Genomic DNA, 19191 nt, shown 5'->3' with positions numbered 1-19191 from the left:
CCTCTCACGTTGTTACTCTTCGTTGTTTAAACGCCCTGTAATTGCTTCTTTAGCAACTTCACGATCATCGAAATGATGAACTTCTTTACCAATAATTTGATACGTTTCATGCCCCTTACCAGCAATAATAATGATATCATCTGCTTTCGCTTTAGCGATTGCATGGTGTATTGCTTCTTTTCTATCAATGATCATTTCATAATTTTTCCCGCTTGCACCATGTACCATATCATCTAAAATAGCCGCTGGATCTTCACTTCTTGGATTATCTGATGTATAAATTGCATGAGTTGCATATTTTGTTGCAACACTTGCCATTATCGGTCTCTTCGTTCGGTCCCTATCGCCGCCACAACCAACGATACAATACACATCACCTTTTGCAAATTGTTTTGCAGTTTTTAATACATTTTCTAAACTATCTGGCGTATGTGCGTAATCAACAATAACTGTATAATTTTGCCCTCCATCAACAACTTCAAAACGTCCTGGAACCCCAGCTAAATCCTTTATAACAGCAATGATTGTTTCTAATTTCACACCCGAAACAAGTCCTGCTGCTGTTGCTGCAAGTACGTTATATACATTAAATTTACCTATTAATTTCATCGTAACATTTACACTTTCATATGGTGTGACAAGCGTAAATGTAGTCCCGCCACTCGTCATAACGATATTTTTTGCCATAATGTCACTTGTTGTATCAATACCATATGTTACAACTGTTGCTGCAGTACTTCTCATATACTCTTCTGTTACATTATCATCGCTATTCAGCACAGCGTACTTTTCACGATTATGATTATAACTATTGCCAAGCTGTGCAAATAGTAACCCTTTTGCATGTTTATATTCTTCCATCGTTTTATGATAGTCTAAATGATCTTGTGTTAAATTCGTAAACACCGCTACATCGTAATCACATCCGTGTACACGACCAAGATTTAACGCATGTGACGAAACTTCCATTACCGTGCTGTCCACACCTTGTTCAACCATTTTTGAAAACGTCTGTTGAAGTGTTAGTGCATCTGGTGTTGTATTTTTCACCTCAAATGTTTCATCACCGATTTTCATATTAATCGTTCCAATTAGCCCTGTTTTATGACCATGTGCTCGCATAATCTCATCCATAATATGCGATGTTGTTGTCTTTCCATTTGTACCTGTAATTCCGATTAAATGTAACTTGTGTGTCGGTTGACCATAAAAATAATCAGCTAAAACCGCTAACGAACGAAAAGTATTTTTCACAAGTACAACTGGAACGTCAACATCAATTGGTCTTTCCGCAACAATAGCAGCCGCTCCTTGTGCCGCTGCTTGCTTAGCAAAATCATGGCTATCAACCGTATATCCTTTCATACATACAAATAAGCTTCCCTCTTTCACTTTACGTGAATCAGCTTCTATAGATGTGATTTCTGGATTTTCTTTTGGAACAACTGGAAAATCATGCAAACATGATACAAGTGTATGCAACTTCATTTCACTAAACCCTCTCTACATTGTTTATTTATCTTTTTTTCAGTAAGCAACACATTACCTCCTATATAAGGAGGTAAGTGCTACTGACCTATTTATGAATGAGACACTTACTGTCTCAAATTAAGTAACTGTTCTATAAAGAACTCACTTCCACCAATTGTACCATAAAACGTACTATGTTACCTTTAATTCCCGAAGTAAATTCTAATTTTTGAGCCTTCTTTTACTTTAGCTCCCGCTTCTGGTGATTGTTTAATTACTTTCTCTCCATCTCCACTTATATCAAGCTTCAAATCGACGAGTTGTGTTTGTAAGTCTTTCTTTTTCATTCCAATTAAATTCGGAACTTCCACAGTTGGTGTATCGCCCCATTTATATTCTTTCTCAACTTGTTCTTTTCTCGGTTTCACTCCCATAACAGGAAGCGCATCTCGAAGGATATTCCCGACAATCGGAGCTGCTACCACTCCACCAAACTGTGTAACCCCTTTTGGATTATCAACAGCAACATACACAACAATCTCTGGATCATCCGCTGGAGCAAATCCGATAAAAGATACTATATAATTATTCTCTAAATATTTACCATCTTTCACCTTTTGAGCAGTACCCGTTTTTCCACCTACACGATATCCATCAATATAAGCACCTTTACCAGAACCTTTCGCTACAACATTCTCTAATGCATAACGAACTTTTTCTGAAGTTTCCTTGGAAATAACTTTTCTTTTCTCAACAGGTGTCTTTTTACTAACAACTTGATTATTTTTCGGATCAATAAACTCCTTAGCTATATACGGCTGATACAATGTTCCACCATTTACAGCCGCCGCTACAGCTGCTACTTGTTGAATTGGTGTAACAGAAACCCCTTGGCCGAATGAAGTTGTTGCTTGCTCTACTGGACCAACTTTATCTAAATTAAATAAAATCCCACTGCCTTCACCTTGCAAGTCAATTCCAGTCTTCTGCCCAAAACCAAAATTACGAATGTATTTAAATAATCGGTCTTTACCAAGGCGATCACCAAGTTCAATAAATCCCGGGTTACATGAGTTTTGAACGACTTCTAAAAACGTTTGACTGCCATGACCTCCTGCTTTCCAGCATTTCAATCTAGCTCCACCTACTTCAGCTGCTCCATCATCATAAAACGTATCCTTCTCTAAGTCTACTAAATTTTCATTCAATGCTGCAGCTAATGTAATGATCTTAAATGTTGAACCAGGCTCATACGTACTCCATACAGGTAGATTTCTGTTATACACTTCTGGAGAGACACTTTGAAAATCCGCTGGGTCAAAACTCGGTCGACTAGACATACCTAAAATTTCACCATTTTTAGGATTCATTGCAATCGCAATCATACCGTCAGGATTATAAGTTGACTCCGCAATATTCATTTCTCTTTCCATAATCCTTGTAATACGCGCATCGATTGTTAATCCTAAATTTAAACCAGCTTCTGGCTTTTTGAAATCATCACCAACATTAGGCATCCTTTGTCCTTTCGCATCTGCAAAAAAACGCACATGACCTTTGTCCCCATTTAGCTCTTTATCATAATATTTTTCTAGTCCCATAAGACCTTGGTTATCGCTACCTGCAAAACCTAATACATGTGATAAAAAGTTTCCAAATGGATAGTACCGGATAGAATCCTCTGCGATATACACGCCCTTCAAACTTAATCCTCGTACTTCTTTCGCTTTGTCATGTGATATTTTCCTTCCGCCTTTATCTAACCTTACAATCGATTCTTTTTTTGTAATCCTTTTATAAATCTCATCTTTTTCCACACCTAATACTGCAGCTAACTTCTCTGCAGTCTCTGCTGGTTTTTCAATTTGCCTCGGTACAACAAAGACAGTTGGAGCACTTTTATTCGTGGCAAGTTCCACACCATTTCGGTCTAAAATTTTCCCACGTTCGGGTTCAAAAGTAATATTACGACTCCATGAATCTTTCGCACGATCCGTTAACATATTCCCAAGAAAAAATTGCACATATCCAAGACGAATATCGATAATAGTGAAAATAAGTATACCTGATATAAGTATAAAAATAAGTCGTTTTCTAACTGTTACATTTGATACACGCATATCGGAACAAGCCTCCCTTACGCCTAGCTTGTTCCAATATATGCTTGTACTTATTTAATTAGAACTTATTCTCTTTTACCATTACGGCTTTTCTGCTTCTTGCTGTGGTTCGAGTGGCGGTACGAGTGTGACACCTAATTCTGTACCAGGTTGTAATAATGTTCCTTCCGCCACACTTTGTTCTGTTACGTATCCTGTACCAGAAGGTTTCAAGTTAAGCTGTAATGTCTTCGCTAAATTCATAACATCACGCAGTGCCCATCCTTGTATATTTGGCATTGTAGGCTTATCTCCTACCAAGAAGACTCGGTCGCCTTTTAATGTTTGTTCAGTCGCTTTTGGTACTTGTTGCTGTACTTTCCCTTCACCTAGTACGATTGGACGAAGTTTTGCTTTATCAATCGCTTTCCCCGCTTCAGCCATCGTTTTACCAGTTACATCTGGAACAGTAGTTTGTTGTTCTTTCAGATGTTTTTTCGGATCTTTCACTTCATTTGGCTTAATCTTTAAATACTCTAAACTATTTTTTGTTACATATTTAAAAATATCAGCTAAAGGTTGTGCGCCGTTCTCGTCATCTTTTAATTTCGGCTGTTTAACAGCTACATACACGACAAGTTGTGGATCGTCCATTGGTGCCATACCTAAGAATGAGAATATATAATTCTGTCTTCCTGTCATATAGCCGCCTTTTCCATCCGGAATTTGCGCTGTACCTGTTTTACCACCAACTGAATATCCATCAATTTTATAAGCTGTCCCTGTACCTTTCGGAGATGTAACAACACGTTCTAATAACTGTCTTACTTGCGCTGCTGTTTCCTTTGTAACAGGTTTTCCTACTTCTTCTGGCTTATGTTCTAATTTTACTTTGTCTGTTATCGGATCTACAATTTTATCAATTGCATAAGGTTTCATCATTTTCCCATCATTTGCAATGGCCGTTGCAGCTTGTACAAGCTGAATTGGTGTTACAGTGGAACCTTGTCCAAAAGCTGTTGTCACTTGTTGTATTTGCTGATCAAATAAAATTGTATTCGATCCTTCACCTGATAAATCAATGTTCGTTTTTTCATCTAATCCAAAACTATGAATATATTTTCGGAAACGTTCTGGACCAAGTTTTTGATCTCCTAAAATTGCAAACGCTACGTTTGAAGAACGCTCTACCCCTTCATCAAACGTGATAGAGCCCCAACCAGCACCGCCATTATGATCTTTTATTTTCCTATTTCCGACTTGATATGTCCCGGATTGATAATAATCTTGTCCTTTGTACACACCTTCATTAATAGCTGCCGCTAACGTAAAAATTTTCATTGTTGATCCAGGTTCAAATGCATTGGCAATCGCGTCATTGAAGAAATATTTAATTTGGCGATCATTAGGGTCATAACTAGGTTTAGTAGACATCGCTAATATTTTCCCAGTTTTCGGATCTGCAACAATCCCTATTAAACTTTCTGGCTCATATTGCTTACTTGCTGCTTTCATCGCGTCTTCTAAATAACTTTGGACACGTTGATCAATTGTTAAATAAGCGTTATCTCCATTTTTAGGTGCCTTTACATTAACTTTTCCCCCATCAAGGGACACACCCTTACGATCACCTGTATATGCTACTTCTCCGTTCGAAGCACTTAAGTATTTATCCAAGCTTTTCTCTATGCCAAATTGACCTACCGAGGTTCCATTCTCATTTGGTTTTGCATGACCTATAACGTAAGATGCAAAATCACCGTTTGGATACACCCTTGCATTTTCTGTAATAAAAGATATTCCCGGCAACTTCAACGCTTCTATTTGTTCCTTCTTTTCTTTCGTCAAATCCTTGCCTAACGTTCCAAATTCGACTTGACTTCTACCTTCCTTGTTTAAAGAAGCTAAAATATCCTCTTCGCCTTTTCCAAGTACTCCTGCAATTTTCTTTGCAGTATCTTCTTTATTCTCAACTGAGTTAGCACCTTTTAGTGCAGCTACCATTTTGTAAGAGTTTGCGTCTTGCGCTAACACATGACCGTTTTGATCATAAATGGTTCCTCGGTTCGCTTCAAGAACTCCTGTTTTACTATGCTTTTGTTTAGCAAGTGCATCTAAATCCTGATTATGAACTGTTCCTGTTGATTGTATGTAAAAAAATCGGGCTAATAACAGCAAAAAGAGCAGGAGGAAAAATATCATAAAATAACCTGCTCCCTTATTGGTATGAAATTTAGTCATATTCTTCTTCATCGTTCCTTCACACCTATTGCCTTATTTGAGGCCTTTCACATTATTCGCATTAATTTCTAGCCCGTGTTTTTTTGCAACTTCAGCGATCCGTTCATAGCGACTTAACTTCTCTACTTCAGCTTGTAATTCTTGATTTTCTTTTTGCTGCTGTACAATTTTTTCTTCTATCGTCGCTGCTTCTACATTAACTTGATAAAGGCCTGCTTTATTTCCAATAAACGCGACACAGGCATACAATAAAAAGCCAATAAACGCTACATACAACAGTTTTTCGATTCTTGTAATTTTCGCTTTAACCTTCGGCTTAGCCATCTGCTGTGGGGGCGTTTGAATTTGCACCTCTTCTTGCGCTTGTTGTTTGTACTTTACAGCTAAATTAGTCATACCTCTCTCTCCCTTTTATCGTTTTTCAGCGATTCTCAACTTCGCAGAACGCGCACGATTATTTTCTTCTAGCTCTATATCAGAAGGTAAAATCGGTTTTCTTGTAATAAGCTTTAATTTCGGCTTAAATTCATCAGGAATAATCGGTAATCCTGGCGGCAATTGTGGCGTTGTACTATTTCGCTTAAACGTTGTTTTACAAATACGATCTTCTAATGAATGGAATGTTATAACACTAACCCTTCCACCTGGCTTAACCATCTCAATAGCAGATTCCAATGCTTCTTCAAATACTTTTAATTCATCATTTACAGCTATACGAATTGCCTGAAACACTCGCTTAGCAGGATGCCCACCCGTTCTGCGAGCAGGAGCCGGAATACCTTCTTTAATTAGCTCTACTAATTCTCCTGTCGTTTCAATAGCTTTATTCTCACGATAAGCTTCAATTTTTCTTGCAATTTGTTTTGAAAATTTCTCTTCACCGTATTGGAAGAAAATCCTTACAAGTTGTTCATATGACCAGCTATTTACAACATCGTACGCTGTTAATGGGGCATCTTGATCCATCCGCATATCTAGCGGTGCATCATGATGATAACTAAAGCCTCGTTCTGGTGTATCTAATTGTGGGGATGAAACACCTAAATCAAATAAAATACCGTCTACTTCTGTTATACCTATTTCCTGCAGTTTTTCAGCTAAATAACGGAAGTTACTCTTTACTGTTATAAACTGTTCACCGTATGAAGAGAACTTTTCTTTCGCGTTTTGAATCGCTATCTCATCTTGATCAAACGCTATTAATTTTCCACCTTCAGTTAATTGGGATAATAAATAAGAACTATGTCCTCCTCCCCCCAGTGTACAATCTACATATGTACCATCTGGCTTTATATCTAAGCCGTCTACTGTTTCCTTTAAAAGCACTGTTACGTGTTTAAACATTGTTGCACCTACTCTTTTTCCAATTAATTATGTTGAATGTATCCCTTCCTCTAAACACATATTTCACGCTTAGAGAATGAAATAATACGAAAGAACGACTCATTTAACTTACCAACAAAGGCAACATACTATACAAATCGCTATTTTCTTTTATTATATACTAAATTTTATCATCTTTTGCGGGAATTTAAATAAAAAACTGTCGAAAAAGCGAATAATACGTTTACATTTTGTGCTATTTTGTCATATATTTAAGTATCCAACACAATTGCCATATTTAACACTTTTTTGATTGATAATTCAGAAAAAAATCACTTCACAGTAAATTCAACGGAATAAAAATAAAATCCTGCTCCAAAGAGCAAGATTTTATAGTTTTATAACATGATGTTTTCCGTCCCAAGAAAAAGGGTTTTCCATTACACGATCAACGAAATCCAAACCAAACTGATTTAAATAATAACATACATTCCACACACGTTCTTGCGGTGCACCTAATGGACGAAGTGCGAATTGTATACGGCGGAATTTATTTAGCTGAACCTCATACTTTTTCTCAACATTTCTTTTCAACATTCTTTCCAGCAGTTCAATTTGTTCATTAATTTTCAATTCGTTTTTCCCTGCAAACGCACCTAACCCTGGCTCTATTTTCTTTACAAATTGCTGTAAAGATGTATGAATATCGGCAATTTCTTTTTTCGCCTTTTCAAAATGATCATCAATCGGTTCCTCTATTTGATTAGACAACCAGTTTTCACGCAATTTATCGACATCATTTAAAAACGGATCACTTTCTCTCAATTGCAAATCAAATAAATCCGTCGCTATATCTCTCTCCACATAAGTAATTGTAAGACGAGGAACGACAGGTGGCATTTGAAAACCGACAGTATGGAATACTTGTTGTAATTCACTCCAATAAGCTAATTCTCCTGGACCTCCAATAAATGCGAGCGTAGGAAATACATACTCTTGCATAAGAGGACGTGTTACAACATTATTACTAAAACGTGCCGGATTTCTCTCCATCTCTTCAATCAACTCTTCGTATGAAAAGGAATGCGCCCTATCCTTTCCAACAAACTTACCTTGTTGATCTTCAAGCAATACTCGTTCATTATCTATTTCCATGAATATATGCACTGCATGAGACTTCGTTTCAATAATCGGTTTGTATCCTAGTTCTTTAATTACTTCTTGCTGATTACGAAGCCCCTCTTGTATCTCTTTATACTTACTTATAATTCGCTTGAAAAATGGAATTTCTAACTTTCTTAATTCAGGATGATGTGAATCAACAAGGATTAAACCAGAATTAGCAAAGATTTTCGTAATAAGATGAGCAAAGAAATCTACATACGTATTCGATTTTTTCAAAGCATCTTCAACAAATTTTAATACATCCTTTGTAAAATTTGTTTCTGGGTATGTTTTAAAAATCTCTTCAATCCAATTTCTACAATCTTCAACAGAAAGTTCAGACTCAGAAGCACTCGCCTTTTTCGGATTACGGTCATAAAAAATAGTTTTTTTCATCTTTTTATTTTTCGCTACAAAAGTATGGTTAATCTCATCCATATCATGGTCTTCACCCGCAATCCAGAAGACAGGGACAACTTTAACTCCTAAACTTTCTTCCTTTTCCTTTGCAAGCTGTAAAATTGAAATAACTTTATGAATTGTATAAAGCGGTCCAGTTAATAACCCTGCTTGTTGTCCAGCTATAACAACATATGTATTTTCATCTCCAAGCGCTTTTACATTTTGAAGTGTAGATTCTCCCGCTTGTAATTTTGTATTATATTCTAATAAATGCGCTACTAAATCTTGGCGGAAAAACTCCCTTTCACGCAAATCATGTAAACGTTGTTTAAAAGCATCTTCTGTTAACATATAATCAAAACATGACTGTATCTCTTTTTTACCGTTCATATAGTCCGCTACAACACCTTGTTGCGGAACAGAGATTTCTTTTATCTCCATATAATTCTTCCTTTCGTATCCAGTTCTCTCACCAATCCACATTGTAGTCAATGTTTCACGTAAAAGCAAAGAATAACACTTATACTCTTGTTTCTAACCCTTTTATTGCATCGAACAAAAATTGAAGTGTCGGAACTGGTAGTTGCTGTTTCTTAGCTTCTTCTAATACATATCCAACAATCGCATTAATTTCCGTCTGTCTATTCGCTCTTACATCCGCTAACATAGAGGATGTATTACGAGACGTTCCTTCACACACATTTCGTACCATTTGCCATACCATTTCTTTTTCTCCTCTAATAAGAAATGCGACCTCCTGAAACACTTGCTCCATCATTTGATAAAAAAAACGATTCGTGATTAATTCACCATTCTTAACTCCCAATAGTGCTGTCAATGGATTGATACATACATTTACTACTAATTTTTTGTGCATAATCTCTTCCCAATCCGTTTCTATTTGAACTGGAAAATAAGTAACAGGAAAATAACGGAATATTTTCTTGAAATGTATAGATTGACCACAAACCACTCCAAATTTTGTTACCCCTATCCCAGTATGATGAACGATATGCCCTCCCTCTTTTTTCGCACCATGTTCTACAATACCAACAGCTATATTTTCACTCCCTATTTTCAGCATCTTTTGAAGATGCGACATTCCGTTTTGCAAAAAGATTAATGATGATGCCCCTTCCACAAACGGTAGTACGTCATCTATATGATATTGCTTCACAGAAATAAATATATAATCTAAATTTTGTGCTACCATACTTTCTATCGGTAAAACAGATGGATATACTGTTTCACATCTTCCATCTCTAATACAAGTTACACCTGTTTCATTCAACTCTTCAGCCTGCTTAGCCGTTCTTGTAAACAACGTAACATCTTGGTTACTTTTTTGTAAATAAAATGTATACAATAGACCAATAGCACCTGGTCCGACAATTCCAATTTTCATTTTCACACAAGGGATTCACATTAAGCGCCCTTGCCTCCCCTCCTTTTTATATCTTTTTAAAGTACATGAGCACGCCCTATAATTTCGTTGTCCTCTGCCAAACAAATACACTCTCTTTTTTCGCTATGTATAATACTGCCTATTAATACACTTATACTCTTAGTTTAGCAAATCCTCAAAAAAATAATAAAAGAAATATACTATCTTCTTCATAAAAATAAAAAAATGAGTTATACTATTATTGTAAATATTTTTACTTTTCTGCATTCAACAAGATAACAAAAGGATGTGATGTAATGGGATTCCCAAAAGTTGAGCGCTTGCTCATCAATTATAAAACGTTAGATGAATTCAAAAAATTTAAAGGGTGCGGAGCCCAAGAACTATCTATGCTGGAAGAATTGCAAGCAAACATTATTGAAAACGACAGTGAATCTCCATTTTACGGCATTTATTATGGTGGATCACTAATCGCACGTATGAGTCTATATATGAAAAGAAACGGCGGAGAACCATTCGAAATTACAGGTCCTTACCTAGAACTTTATAAACTTGAAGTATTACCAACTTTTCAAAAACAAGGATTCGGGCAAATGCTTGTAAATCATGCGAAACAAATGCAATTTCCTATTAAAACAATAGCACGTATTCATTCAGCTGGTTTTTGGGATAAATTAAATTTCAACCCCGTATCAGTAACTGATGGTGATTTTTATATTTGGCATCCAGAAACAAATTTGAATGCGGTTACAAACGAAGAATCGGCTTAAGAAATAAAAAAACAGCTGTATAACAGCTGTTTTTTATTTCTTAAGCTTCTCTAACTTCTCATTCGAGCGAGCATTGTTTCTTTCCGCTACCATTACACTTCTTTTTTGATCGATATAATCAAGTAATGTTCTATACTCTTCTTCATATACTGATAATCGCTCCAGAAGGCGCTCTCTTTCTGTTTGTAATGATTCAACTTGTTGTTGCAACACCGTTAAAGAGTTTTCATCTTTATAATTTTGCAAGAAATCAATAACATCATTCAACGTAATTGACGTAGGTTCTAACACCTTTGTCTCTTTCACTTCATAATGTTCTACTTTACGAAGTTGCTTTGCTTCCTCAATACGTTCTTTATATTGCTTTCTTACGTAAGAATTCCACCTAAACCCACATGCTGCTGGTGTACGAGATAAATTTTTTCCCACTTCCTTAAAGGCAGAAAGTTGTGTTCCACCTTCTCGAATATGCCGGAGTACTACTTCTGCCAGAAGCAAATCTTCATCATCAGTCCAAGCATCTTGTCTTGTTGTCGCCATCTCTCTAGTCCTCCCTATGCATTTTTTATTAAGCATATGCAGTTACTAGAAAAGATAGAATACAACAACTAAAGATTAAGACAAAAAAAATAAACGCAGAAGATATCTTCTGCGTTTATTTTCCCGCAATTACTTGCTGATTACTTCTTTACCTTTGTAAGTACCGCATGCTTTACATACACGGTGAGCTAATTTCGCTTCACCACAGCTTGGGCACTCTACCATACCAGGTACTGATAATTTGAAATGCGTACGACGCTTTCTTTTTACTGTTTTAGAAGTTCTTCTAAAAGGTACAGCCATTCTTCCCACCTCCTTAAAAGAAATAGTTATTTTCATATGAAGGCCTGAACCAGTCTTCCGATTATTTGTCAAAAAACTTTGCAAGTCCTGCCAATCTTGGATCAACAGTCTTTTCTTTGTCTTCTTCCGAAATCACTTGCCAGTCTTGACCTTGCGTCGGTGCTCCACCAGAAACATCATCACTGAAAATTTGCATTGGAATCTCCAAAAGTATATTTTCCTTGATTACGGGCAGTAAGTCAAGTACTTCTCCTTCTAAAGAATGAATTTCAGCTTCAGTTTCAAATTCTTCTTGTGAAGTTTGGAACACCTCAGTTGTTTTAATGTCAAATGGTAATGTCACATCTACTAAAGAGCGAGAACATGGTAAAACCATGCTTCCAGTTATATGTAGATGAAACGTAAACTTACCGGAGCCAAAATCAACTCTTCCCGTTACATGAACAGGATTAATTTCACGAATATCTTTCTCGACCTCTTTTAGCTCACTTACATCTACCATCTCATCCAATGTCAATCCTTTATTTCTCAATTTATTCAATTGATGGATGGACCATTTCATATCATATCACCTCAAGGCAACAAACAAAATTATAGCTAGCCATTTTATATTTGTCAATGTTTTTTCTTTACACTATAATGAAGTCATCATAGTAAATAATATATAGAGTATCACGTTTTTCAAAAAGATGCTACATCGAAAGGAGAGATTACCATAAAAGCTGGTGGTATTGTTGTTGAATATAACCCTTTTCATAACGGTCATCTTTATCATGTGCAACAGACAAAAAAGTTAACACAATCCGATATAATAATTGCCGTTATGAGTGGTCCTTTTTTACAGCGTGGTGAGCCCGCACTCATTTCCAAATGGTATCGCACTAAAATGGCCTTAGCAAACGGCGTAGACCTTGTTGTAGAGCTTCCATACGTCTTTGCAACACAAAAGGCTGAAACCTTCGCAAATGGTGCTATTTCCATTTTAAATGCCCTACGTGTTTCCGAAATTTGTTTCGGTAGTGAGGATGGACAAATCGAAAATTTTTATAATACCATCTCCATACAAAAAAACGAAGAAGAGACTTTTAACTGCCTTGTAAAACAATTCATGGACGCTGGTAATAGTTATGCAAAAGCAACATCGGATGCTTTCTCACACATTTTAACATCTGAAAAAAACATAGATATGTCACAACCAAATAATATTTTAGGCTTCCAATATATGAAAGCAATTCTGTCACAAAATAGCTCTATACAAGCTCAAACTATAAAAAGATTTGCCTCTCATTATCACGATGAAACATTTAATGACCAACATATTGCAAGCGCGACAAGCATCCGAAAACAACTCTTTAGCGAAGAAGGATCATTTACAACAATTGAACCTTTTCTCCCACAGGCAACCACTTCGCTTTTAGCAAATTACAAACAAAACTACGGGATATTACATAATTGGGAACAATACTTTTCATTTTTTAAATATAGACTCATGACGATGTCTCCAGGGGACTTACGACATATATATGAAATAGAAGAAGGTTTAGAGCATCGTATTTTATCAAAAATACAAAACAGTTCCTCCTTCTATTCATTCATGGAAGCATTAAAAACAAAACGTTATACATGGACTAGATTACAAAGAGCTTGTACACACATTTTAACAAACACAACAAAAGAGGATATACGTAGCGCAAATATAGAACAACACGCACCATATATTCGCCTGCTAGGCATGTCACAAAAAGGACAAACTTACCTTTCAAAAAATAAGAAAAAAATCGAACTTCCAATCCTTACTCATACAAAAACATTCGACCATGCCGCTTTAGATATAGAGAAAAAAGCAAACTCTGTATATTTCTCCATCATGCACGAACCGTTACGCACACAACTATTAAAACAGGATATAACACACCATCCTATTCGCTATGATGAAACAACTACAAAATTCCTATAAAAAACCTCTCTATTTCAGAGAGGTTTTTTCCTTATCCATCTTTTCTAAATATGTTAACGCATCATCCAGCGTATCCACTGGTACAATTTTCATTTTTGTTTTAATATCCTTTGCAGTCTCAAGTGCATCTTTATAGTTCGATTTCTCCGCACCTTTTTCATTTGGCGCAAAGAACACTTCAGCCCCAGCATCGCTAGCAGCCACCACTTTTTGATTTATACCACCAATCGGGCCCACTTCTCCTTTTTCATTAATTGTACCTGTTCCAGCTATTTCATGTCCTTTCGTTAAGTCTTCTTCCACAAGTTGATTATATATTTCTAATGTGAACATTAAACCTGCGGATGGTCCACCAATTTCATGAGAATTAATTTTCACTTTCGGATCGACCACTAATTCTCTTTCCGTAACGATAGAAACACCTATACCGACACGTCCATTCCCATTAGGAATCGTCTTTACATTTAAATTCTCTTTCAATTGTTTTCCATTTCTCATGTACTCAATACTTACAGCATCATTTTCTTTTTTCCCTGTCATATATTCAATAAATTGCTCCGTCTTTTCAAACGTTTTTCCGTCAACAGCTATAATAACATCACCAAGCTTAAGCTTTCCTTCTGACGGCATTCCTTTTGCCACACCAGCAACTAATACACCTTTATTTTCAAAAGATACTGAGCGATTTGCACGTTTATATGCATTATAAATTGCTGCATTTTGTGAATCTTTCATCGCATAATTTTGGCGAAATTGATATTCTTCATCACTCTCACCTTTTTGCAATATTTCTTCCGCTTTCGAAATATGTGTATATTTATTAAACTGTGCCGCTATTAAATTCACCACATTTGCTGGTCCCATTGAAACCGTAACAAGCATAAAATCACCAGATTCTTTCGTTCCACCCTCAACTTGAACATAAGGCTCTAATTTGGCAGCCATTCCTGGTTTTGTTATATAATACGGTAAACGTACGTAAACAAGTAACATCGCCAATATAACCCCTATTAAGATTGCATATATAAACCGAAAACGCTTAAACATTATGTTTCTCCTTCCACTGCTCAATTAATAAATAAATATTTGAAATATGTTTTTCTGCTTCTACTTCTCCAACTCGAATAATGTCTTCAATGTTTGTAAAAGCACGTGAACTAAATTGCTCTACAGCTGGTCGCATCATTAAATCCGATGCAATTTGCCGATTCATTACAAGCTCATGCTGCATAATTTCAATACTTTGCATGATTACGTCATAAATGGACGTAACATCGCCATTTACCTTAATTGGAGATACATCAACAGCGATAACAATATCGGCCCCTAACTCTTTCACAACCGATACTGGGATGCGATCAATGACTCCACCATCCACTAATAATCTTCCATCTATTTTTTCTGGTACAAACACTCCAGGAACAGATATGCTAGCCCTCACCGCATCTGCAACTGGCCCACTTGTAAAAACCACTTTTTCCCCCTTCAATATGTCAGTAGCCACAACAGCCGTCGGGATATCTAACTCTTCTAAATTTTTATTATATGTAAACATTTTAATCATATCTTTGACACGTTTTCCAGCAATAAATCCCATTTTCGGTACCGTGAAATCTAAATAATACTTCCGCTTGAAAACAGATGCCAATTTATACAATCTTTCAACGTTGCTACTTGCCGCATAAAACGTACCTATTAGCGCCCCCATACTACTTCCTGCAATCATGTGAATAGGGATACCCGCTTCCCTTAAAACCTTTATTACACCAATATGAGCAAACCCTTTCGCTCCTCCAGACCCAAGTGCTAAACCAATCTTTGGTTCTTTCATTTTTCTCACCCTTTAATTTTTTTCATTCCTTTTTCATACTTATGGTCTAAATTCACTACGTATCCACGTATACTGAAATGAACGTTTTTTGGGACAAAGGGGGATTTACTTACATGTATGAAAAATGGAAAACCGCTTTCCTTACCATATCAACGCTATTTTTAACCTTTTCTCTTGTACTCCACCCCCAAGCCGCTTTGCAAGCTTCTATTCGCGGGTTAAATATATGGTGGGAAGTTGTATTCCCTTCACTACTACCGTTTTTCATCATTGCGGAACTTCTAATTAGTATCGGTGTTGTAAAATTTATTGGCGTTATATTAGAACCACTCATGCGCCCACTTTTTCGCGTTCCAGGGATAGGCGGATTTGTTTGGGCGATGGGAATGGCTTCTGGTTTCCCTGCAGGCGCCAAATTAAGCGCTAGACTACGAAAAAGCAATCTTTTAACTCAGATTGAAGCGGAGCGCCTCGTTTCTTTCACAAATTCTTCTAATCCACTTTTTATTTTCGGTGCTGTGTCTATCGGTTTTTTTAATAATCCGAAATTAGGAATTATATTAGCCGCTGCCCATTATTTCAGTAACTTTGCTGTCGGATTAATTATGCGTTTTTACGGCGATAATACCGCTTACAAAATTAATACACACACTACAAAAAAACGTCGCTTTCAAAACCCTTTTTTAATCCTTCACGAGACACGCTTACAAGAAAAAAGACCAATTGGTAAATTACTTGGGGATGCCATTGTTTCTTCTATTCAAACATTACTTATGATTGGCGGATTTATTATTTTATTCTCTGTGTTAAATAAAATGATTACTGTATTTCACATTACAGCAGCTCTTTCTTTTATTATGCAACATATTTTATCATTCTTCCAACTAAGTACAGATTTTAGTATACCTATATTATCAGGTATTTTCGAAATGACACTCGGAAGCCAAATGATTAGTCAAATAAATGAAACACCGCTCTTACAACAAGCTATGGTAACAAGCTTCATTTTAGCATTTAGTGGTCTTTCTATTCAGGCACAAGTTGCTAGCATATTAGCTGAAACAGATATCCGATTTAAACCCTATTTTTTCGCACGAATTATTCAAAGTATTCTTGCCCCTATTTTTACATTTGTATTTTGGACACCATTTTATGAGAAAGTGAGTTCTTTCTCGCCTATGCCAAAAGATATTCCTGTATTTTTATCCGAGCATCCTTCTATACTACATGAAATTTGGACATCTTTTATACATTATGGACCAATTTTCACATTATTTTGTCTATACTTATATGTTATTTTATTATTTTTGCGCACATATAAAGAAAAACCCCGTTCACTTTAACGGGGTTTGAAACTTTTCTTTTAAAGCACGTTCTACAATAGGAGGTACAAGATCTACTACACTTCCTCCATACCTCGCAACTTCTTTTACAATACTCGAGCTTAAAAATGAATATTGATTGTTTGTCATAATAAAAAATGTTTCAATATTTTCATCTAATTTTCGATTCATAGAAGTAATTTGCATCTCATATTCAAAATCAGAAACTGCTCGTAAACCACGTAATATTGCATTTGCATTACGCATTTTTGCATACTCTACTAATAGCCCACTATGCGAATCTACTTTTACATTCGGGATATCCTTTGTCGCTTCTCGAATTAATTCTAATCGCTCTTCAACTGAAAAGAATGGTTTTTTTGATGAATTGTTTAAAACGACTACGTACACCTCATCAAATACTTTTGCTCCCCTTTTAATAATATCCAGATGCCCAAGGGTAATTGGATCAAAACTTCCTGAAGAAATAGCTATACTTGTCATTCTGTCCCCTCACCTTCATACTTATAAATCGATATTGCAGTAATCCCATAATTCTCAGCTCGTACTTTTACAAGCCTTCCTATTGAATTAGGTAAAACTACATCATTACCATGCTCTGCCATAATTAATCCATCACTATGTAGCAATCCATGTTGATCCATTATACTAATTAAAGATACAATTTTTTGCTCTTTATATGGAGGATCTATCAATATAAGATCGAATGACATTTCACGTTTTATTAGCGCCTTTACTGCACGTTCAGCATCATTTCGATATACTTCAGCTTGTTCCTGTACTCTACAACTTTCTAAATTTTGATGAATTACTTTTATCGCTTTACTATCCCGATCAACAAAAATTGCTTTATCAATCCCTCTGCTCAAAGCCTCAATTCCAAGACCACCACTACCACCAAATAAATCAAGGGCGATACCACCATCAAAATAAGGACCTATCATATTAAAAATAGATTCTTTTACTTTATCTGTCGTTGGACGTGTTGTATTACCAGGAACCGCTTTAAGTGGGTGTCCTTTACATTTTCCTGAAACTACTCTCATCTGTTGTCACTACCTTTATTTCAATCTATCGAGCGATTATAGAAAGCCATTCCCACTTCGGTAACCGTTAACAAACCACATTCACCTAACTATAGGAAAACTCGGCCTCAAATAACCTCTCGTTATTTTTATGTATTCATCTCATCATTCACTAATATGAACCCAATATGTATATTAGTTCCACTTTATCTTTTTTATCCTATCACAAAATAAAAAAAAGAAAAATAAAAAGCCCAACATAAAATTTAATTTCATTATGTATATCTTCATTTAGATTGGACATAAATAATTATAACAACATCACCTTCGATGTTGTTGCCAACCGCGGAGAAGACTTACGTTTCCCCATAAGTTCTTCCTCCGGTTTCTCCTCTCCCTTTGCCTTCTTACTAGTACATGCTAGTATAAGAAGGGCCCTGCTATGCAGGGTTTTTTTTCTTTGTGTGCTTTTCATTTAAAAAGTGAAATGGTACAGTAAAAGAAAGAGGAGGAAAAGATATGATTCAACGCTTTATAGAACTTGGAGAAGGCTACTCTGATTTATATGAATTACTTGAAATTGCCAAAACAAATCAAGAACGTATAGCACATATGTTACAATTTGAAACGATAAAAAACGATAAAAAAGTATGTTCGCTTGTTGTAATATTAAAACCAACTACTACTGGTGATTTCCAACCATTATACATATGTCGTGAAGGCATTCCTGTATTTGAAAATAAAAAAAGTAAACGTGTCATTTTATTTGAAGAAACGGCGGAACAACTCGAAAAAAAAGTGGCTACCTTTACTGTAAAACCATCTACAACTTTCCCAGAAAAAGAACTATTTTTTAATCATTTAATTGGTATTTTACGAATGAACAATTTCATTCCTCCGATGAAATAACACGTTATTTCAAGTGAAAAATCCCCGGCTAAATTTAGCCGGGGATTTTTTCTATTAGCTATAATCGTATTCTTTTGCTCGATCAGGACGGGAATTTTCAAATTCCGTTTTTAAATACGGGCGATACGACTGTTCTATCTTTTTCACAAAAGGAAGTTTGTTCAACTTATGCATCATATGCTCAATTTGTTCCATATCACAATATACTACAGCATATTTTAATCGTTTTGATATGTAATGTATGTTACCATATTTCCTTAAAATCTTGGCATGTTTCAATGAATGTAAATAAACAATCATACTTTGTCGTTGCCCGAACATAATCTTCTCCATCTTCTCCTTTTAAAAACATATATTTTATATTCTATGAAAACCAATCAGAAATTTATAACATTACAGGACAAACTCT

19 protein-coding genes are annotated in these 19191 nt (G+C 35.8%); 4 read left to right on the top strand and 15 right to left on the bottom strand.

Translation table 11 applies throughout. The features are described 5' to 3' along the window. Positions 1-12: 12 nt before the first annotated feature. From murE to panE, 7 genes are all read right to left on the bottom strand, one after another. Entirely contained in the window at positions 13-1488 is a 1476-nt protein-coding gene (gene murE, locus ACTFRU_RS16670; protein ID WP_000766320.1) for a UDP-N-acetylmuramoyl-L-alanyl-D-glutamate--2,6-diaminopimelate ligase, read from the bottom strand. Positions 1489-1673: 185 nt separating this feature from the next. Continuing rightward, positions 1674-3590, bottom strand: coding sequence for a stage V sporulation protein D (locus ACTFRU_RS16665; protein ID WP_001266234.1), 1917 nt, complete (start codon positions 3588-3590; stop codon positions 1674-1676). Between the two features lie 81 nt (positions 3591-3671). Further along, on the bottom strand, positions 3672-5822 hold the full coding sequence (locus tag ACTFRU_RS16660; RefSeq protein WP_000739963.1) for a penicillin-binding protein: 2151 nt from the start codon (positions 5820-5822) through the stop codon (positions 3672-3674). A gap of 21 nt (positions 5823-5843) precedes the next feature. Beyond that, positions 5844-6206, bottom strand: a complete 363-nt coding sequence (ftsL, locus tag ACTFRU_RS16655) for a cell division protein FtsL (RefSeq protein ID WP_000182804.1) — start codon at positions 6204-6206, stop codon at positions 5844-5846. 15 nt (positions 6207-6221) lie between these two features. Then, entirely contained in the window at positions 6222-7154 is a 933-nt protein-coding gene (gene rsmH / locus ACTFRU_RS16650; RefSeq protein ID WP_000472508.1) for a 16S rRNA (cytosine(1402)-N(4))-methyltransferase RsmH, read from the bottom strand. A gap of 369 nt (positions 7155-7523) precedes the next feature. Further along, positions 7524-9140 carry a bacillithiol biosynthesis cysteine-adding enzyme BshC gene (bshC, locus tag ACTFRU_RS16645; protein WP_025709063.1) on the bottom strand — a complete coding sequence of 539 codons (1617 nt, stop codon included), beginning with the start codon at positions 9138-9140 and terminating at the stop codon, positions 7524-7526. A 79-nt stretch (positions 9141-9219) separates the two neighbouring features. Beyond that, a complete protein-coding gene (gene panE / locus ACTFRU_RS16640) occupies positions 9220-10104 on the bottom strand; it encodes a 2-dehydropantoate 2-reductase (RefSeq protein WP_002182931.1) in 885 nt (294 codons plus the stop codon). A 296-nt stretch (positions 10105-10400) separates the two neighbouring features. Here panE and ACTFRU_RS16635 point away from each other — a divergent pair, with 296 nt between their 5' ends. Next, on the top strand, positions 10401-10874 hold the full coding sequence (locus tag ACTFRU_RS16635; protein WP_000506694.1) for an N-acetyltransferase: 474 nt from the start codon (positions 10401-10403) through the stop codon (positions 10872-10874). A 33-nt stretch (positions 10875-10907) separates the two neighbouring features. On the opposite strand, the gene ACTFRU_RS16630 is transcribed toward ACTFRU_RS16635, so the two are convergent. From ACTFRU_RS16630 to ACTFRU_RS16620, 3 genes are all read right to left on the bottom strand, one after another. Beyond that, complete coding sequence (locus ACTFRU_RS16630; RefSeq protein ID WP_000246467.1) at positions 10908-11414, bottom strand: RsfA family transcriptional regulator; 507 nt, start codon at positions 11412-11414, stop codon at positions 10908-10910. A gap of 129 nt (positions 11415-11543) precedes the next feature. Then, positions 11544-11717, bottom strand: a complete 174-nt coding sequence (gene rpmF / locus ACTFRU_RS16625) for a 50S ribosomal protein L32 (RefSeq protein WP_001984764.1) — start codon at positions 11715-11717, stop codon at positions 11544-11546. Positions 11718-11778: 61 nt separating this feature from the next. Next, positions 11779-12279, bottom strand: coding sequence for a YceD family protein (locus tag ACTFRU_RS16620; RefSeq protein ID WP_000872149.1), 501 nt, complete (start codon positions 12277-12279; stop codon positions 11779-11781). A gap of 213 nt (positions 12280-12492) precedes the next feature. On the opposite strand from ACTFRU_RS16620, the gene ACTFRU_RS16615 reads away from it, so the two are divergent. Beyond that, on the top strand, positions 12493-13674 hold the full coding sequence (locus ACTFRU_RS16615; RefSeq protein ID WP_002182932.1) for a nucleotidyltransferase: 1182 nt from the start codon (positions 12493-12495) through the stop codon (positions 13672-13674). 9 nt (positions 13675-13683) lie between these two features. On the opposite strand, the gene ACTFRU_RS16610 is transcribed toward ACTFRU_RS16615, so the two are convergent. Together ACTFRU_RS16610 and ACTFRU_RS16605 are read right to left on the bottom strand one after the other, a co-directional pair. Continuing rightward, on the bottom strand, positions 13684-14721 hold the full coding sequence (locus ACTFRU_RS16610) for a SepM family pheromone-processing serine protease (RefSeq protein ID WP_000476280.1): 1038 nt from the start codon (positions 14719-14721) through the stop codon (positions 13684-13686). Continuing rightward, on the bottom strand, positions 14714-15505 hold the full coding sequence (locus tag ACTFRU_RS16605; protein ID WP_000662588.1) for a patatin-like phospholipase family protein: 792 nt from the start codon (positions 15503-15505) through the stop codon (positions 14714-14716). The genes ACTFRU_RS16610 and ACTFRU_RS16605 overlap by 8 nt, the downstream gene beginning before the upstream one ends. A gap of 113 nt (positions 15506-15618) precedes the next feature. Between ACTFRU_RS16605 and ylbJ the strand changes: the two genes are divergently transcribed. Beyond that, positions 15619-16848, top strand: a complete 1230-nt coding sequence (gene ylbJ / locus ACTFRU_RS16600) for a sporulation integral membrane protein YlbJ (protein WP_000273082.1) — start codon at positions 15619-15621, stop codon at positions 16846-16848. Here ylbJ and coaD read toward each other — a convergent pair. Together coaD and rsmD are read right to left on the bottom strand one after the other, a co-directional pair. Next, complete coding sequence (coaD, locus tag ACTFRU_RS16595; RefSeq protein WP_000200601.1) at positions 16840-17331, bottom strand: pantetheine-phosphate adenylyltransferase; 492 nt, start codon at positions 17329-17331, stop codon at positions 16840-16842. The genes ylbJ and coaD overlap by 9 nt on opposite strands. Further along, the gene (rsmD, locus tag ACTFRU_RS16590) at positions 17328-17894 is read right to left on the bottom strand and encodes a 16S rRNA (guanine(966)-N(2))-methyltransferase RsmD (RefSeq protein ID WP_001266978.1); all 567 of its coding nucleotides are present in this window, start codon (positions 17892-17894) and stop codon (positions 17328-17330) included. The genes coaD and rsmD overlap by 4 nt, the downstream gene beginning before the upstream one ends. Positions 17895-18392: 498 nt before the next feature. On the opposite strand from rsmD, the gene ACTFRU_RS16585 reads away from it, so the two are divergent. Beyond that, positions 18393-18782 carry a DUF7147 family protein gene (locus ACTFRU_RS16585; protein ID WP_000616016.1) on the top strand — a complete coding sequence of 130 codons (390 nt, stop codon included), beginning with the start codon at positions 18393-18395 and terminating at the stop codon, positions 18780-18782. A gap of 54 nt (positions 18783-18836) precedes the next feature. Here ACTFRU_RS16585 and ACTFRU_RS16580 read toward each other — a convergent pair whose 3' ends face one another. Then, positions 18837-19103: a YlbG family protein gene (locus tag ACTFRU_RS16580; protein WP_002082261.1), complete on the bottom strand. Its 267-nt coding sequence runs from the start codon at positions 19101-19103 to the stop codon at positions 18837-18839. Positions 19104-19191 lie beyond the last annotated feature (88 nt).

The organism is Bacillus cereus group sp. MYBK220-1 (genome assembly GCF_051916445.1).
Lineage (GTDB): Bacteria > Bacillota > Bacilli > Bacillales > Bacillaceae_G > Bacillus_A > Bacillus_A cereus.
Note: the sequence above shows the minus strand (reverse complement) of the source record. Positions and strands in the feature narration are given on the sequence as shown.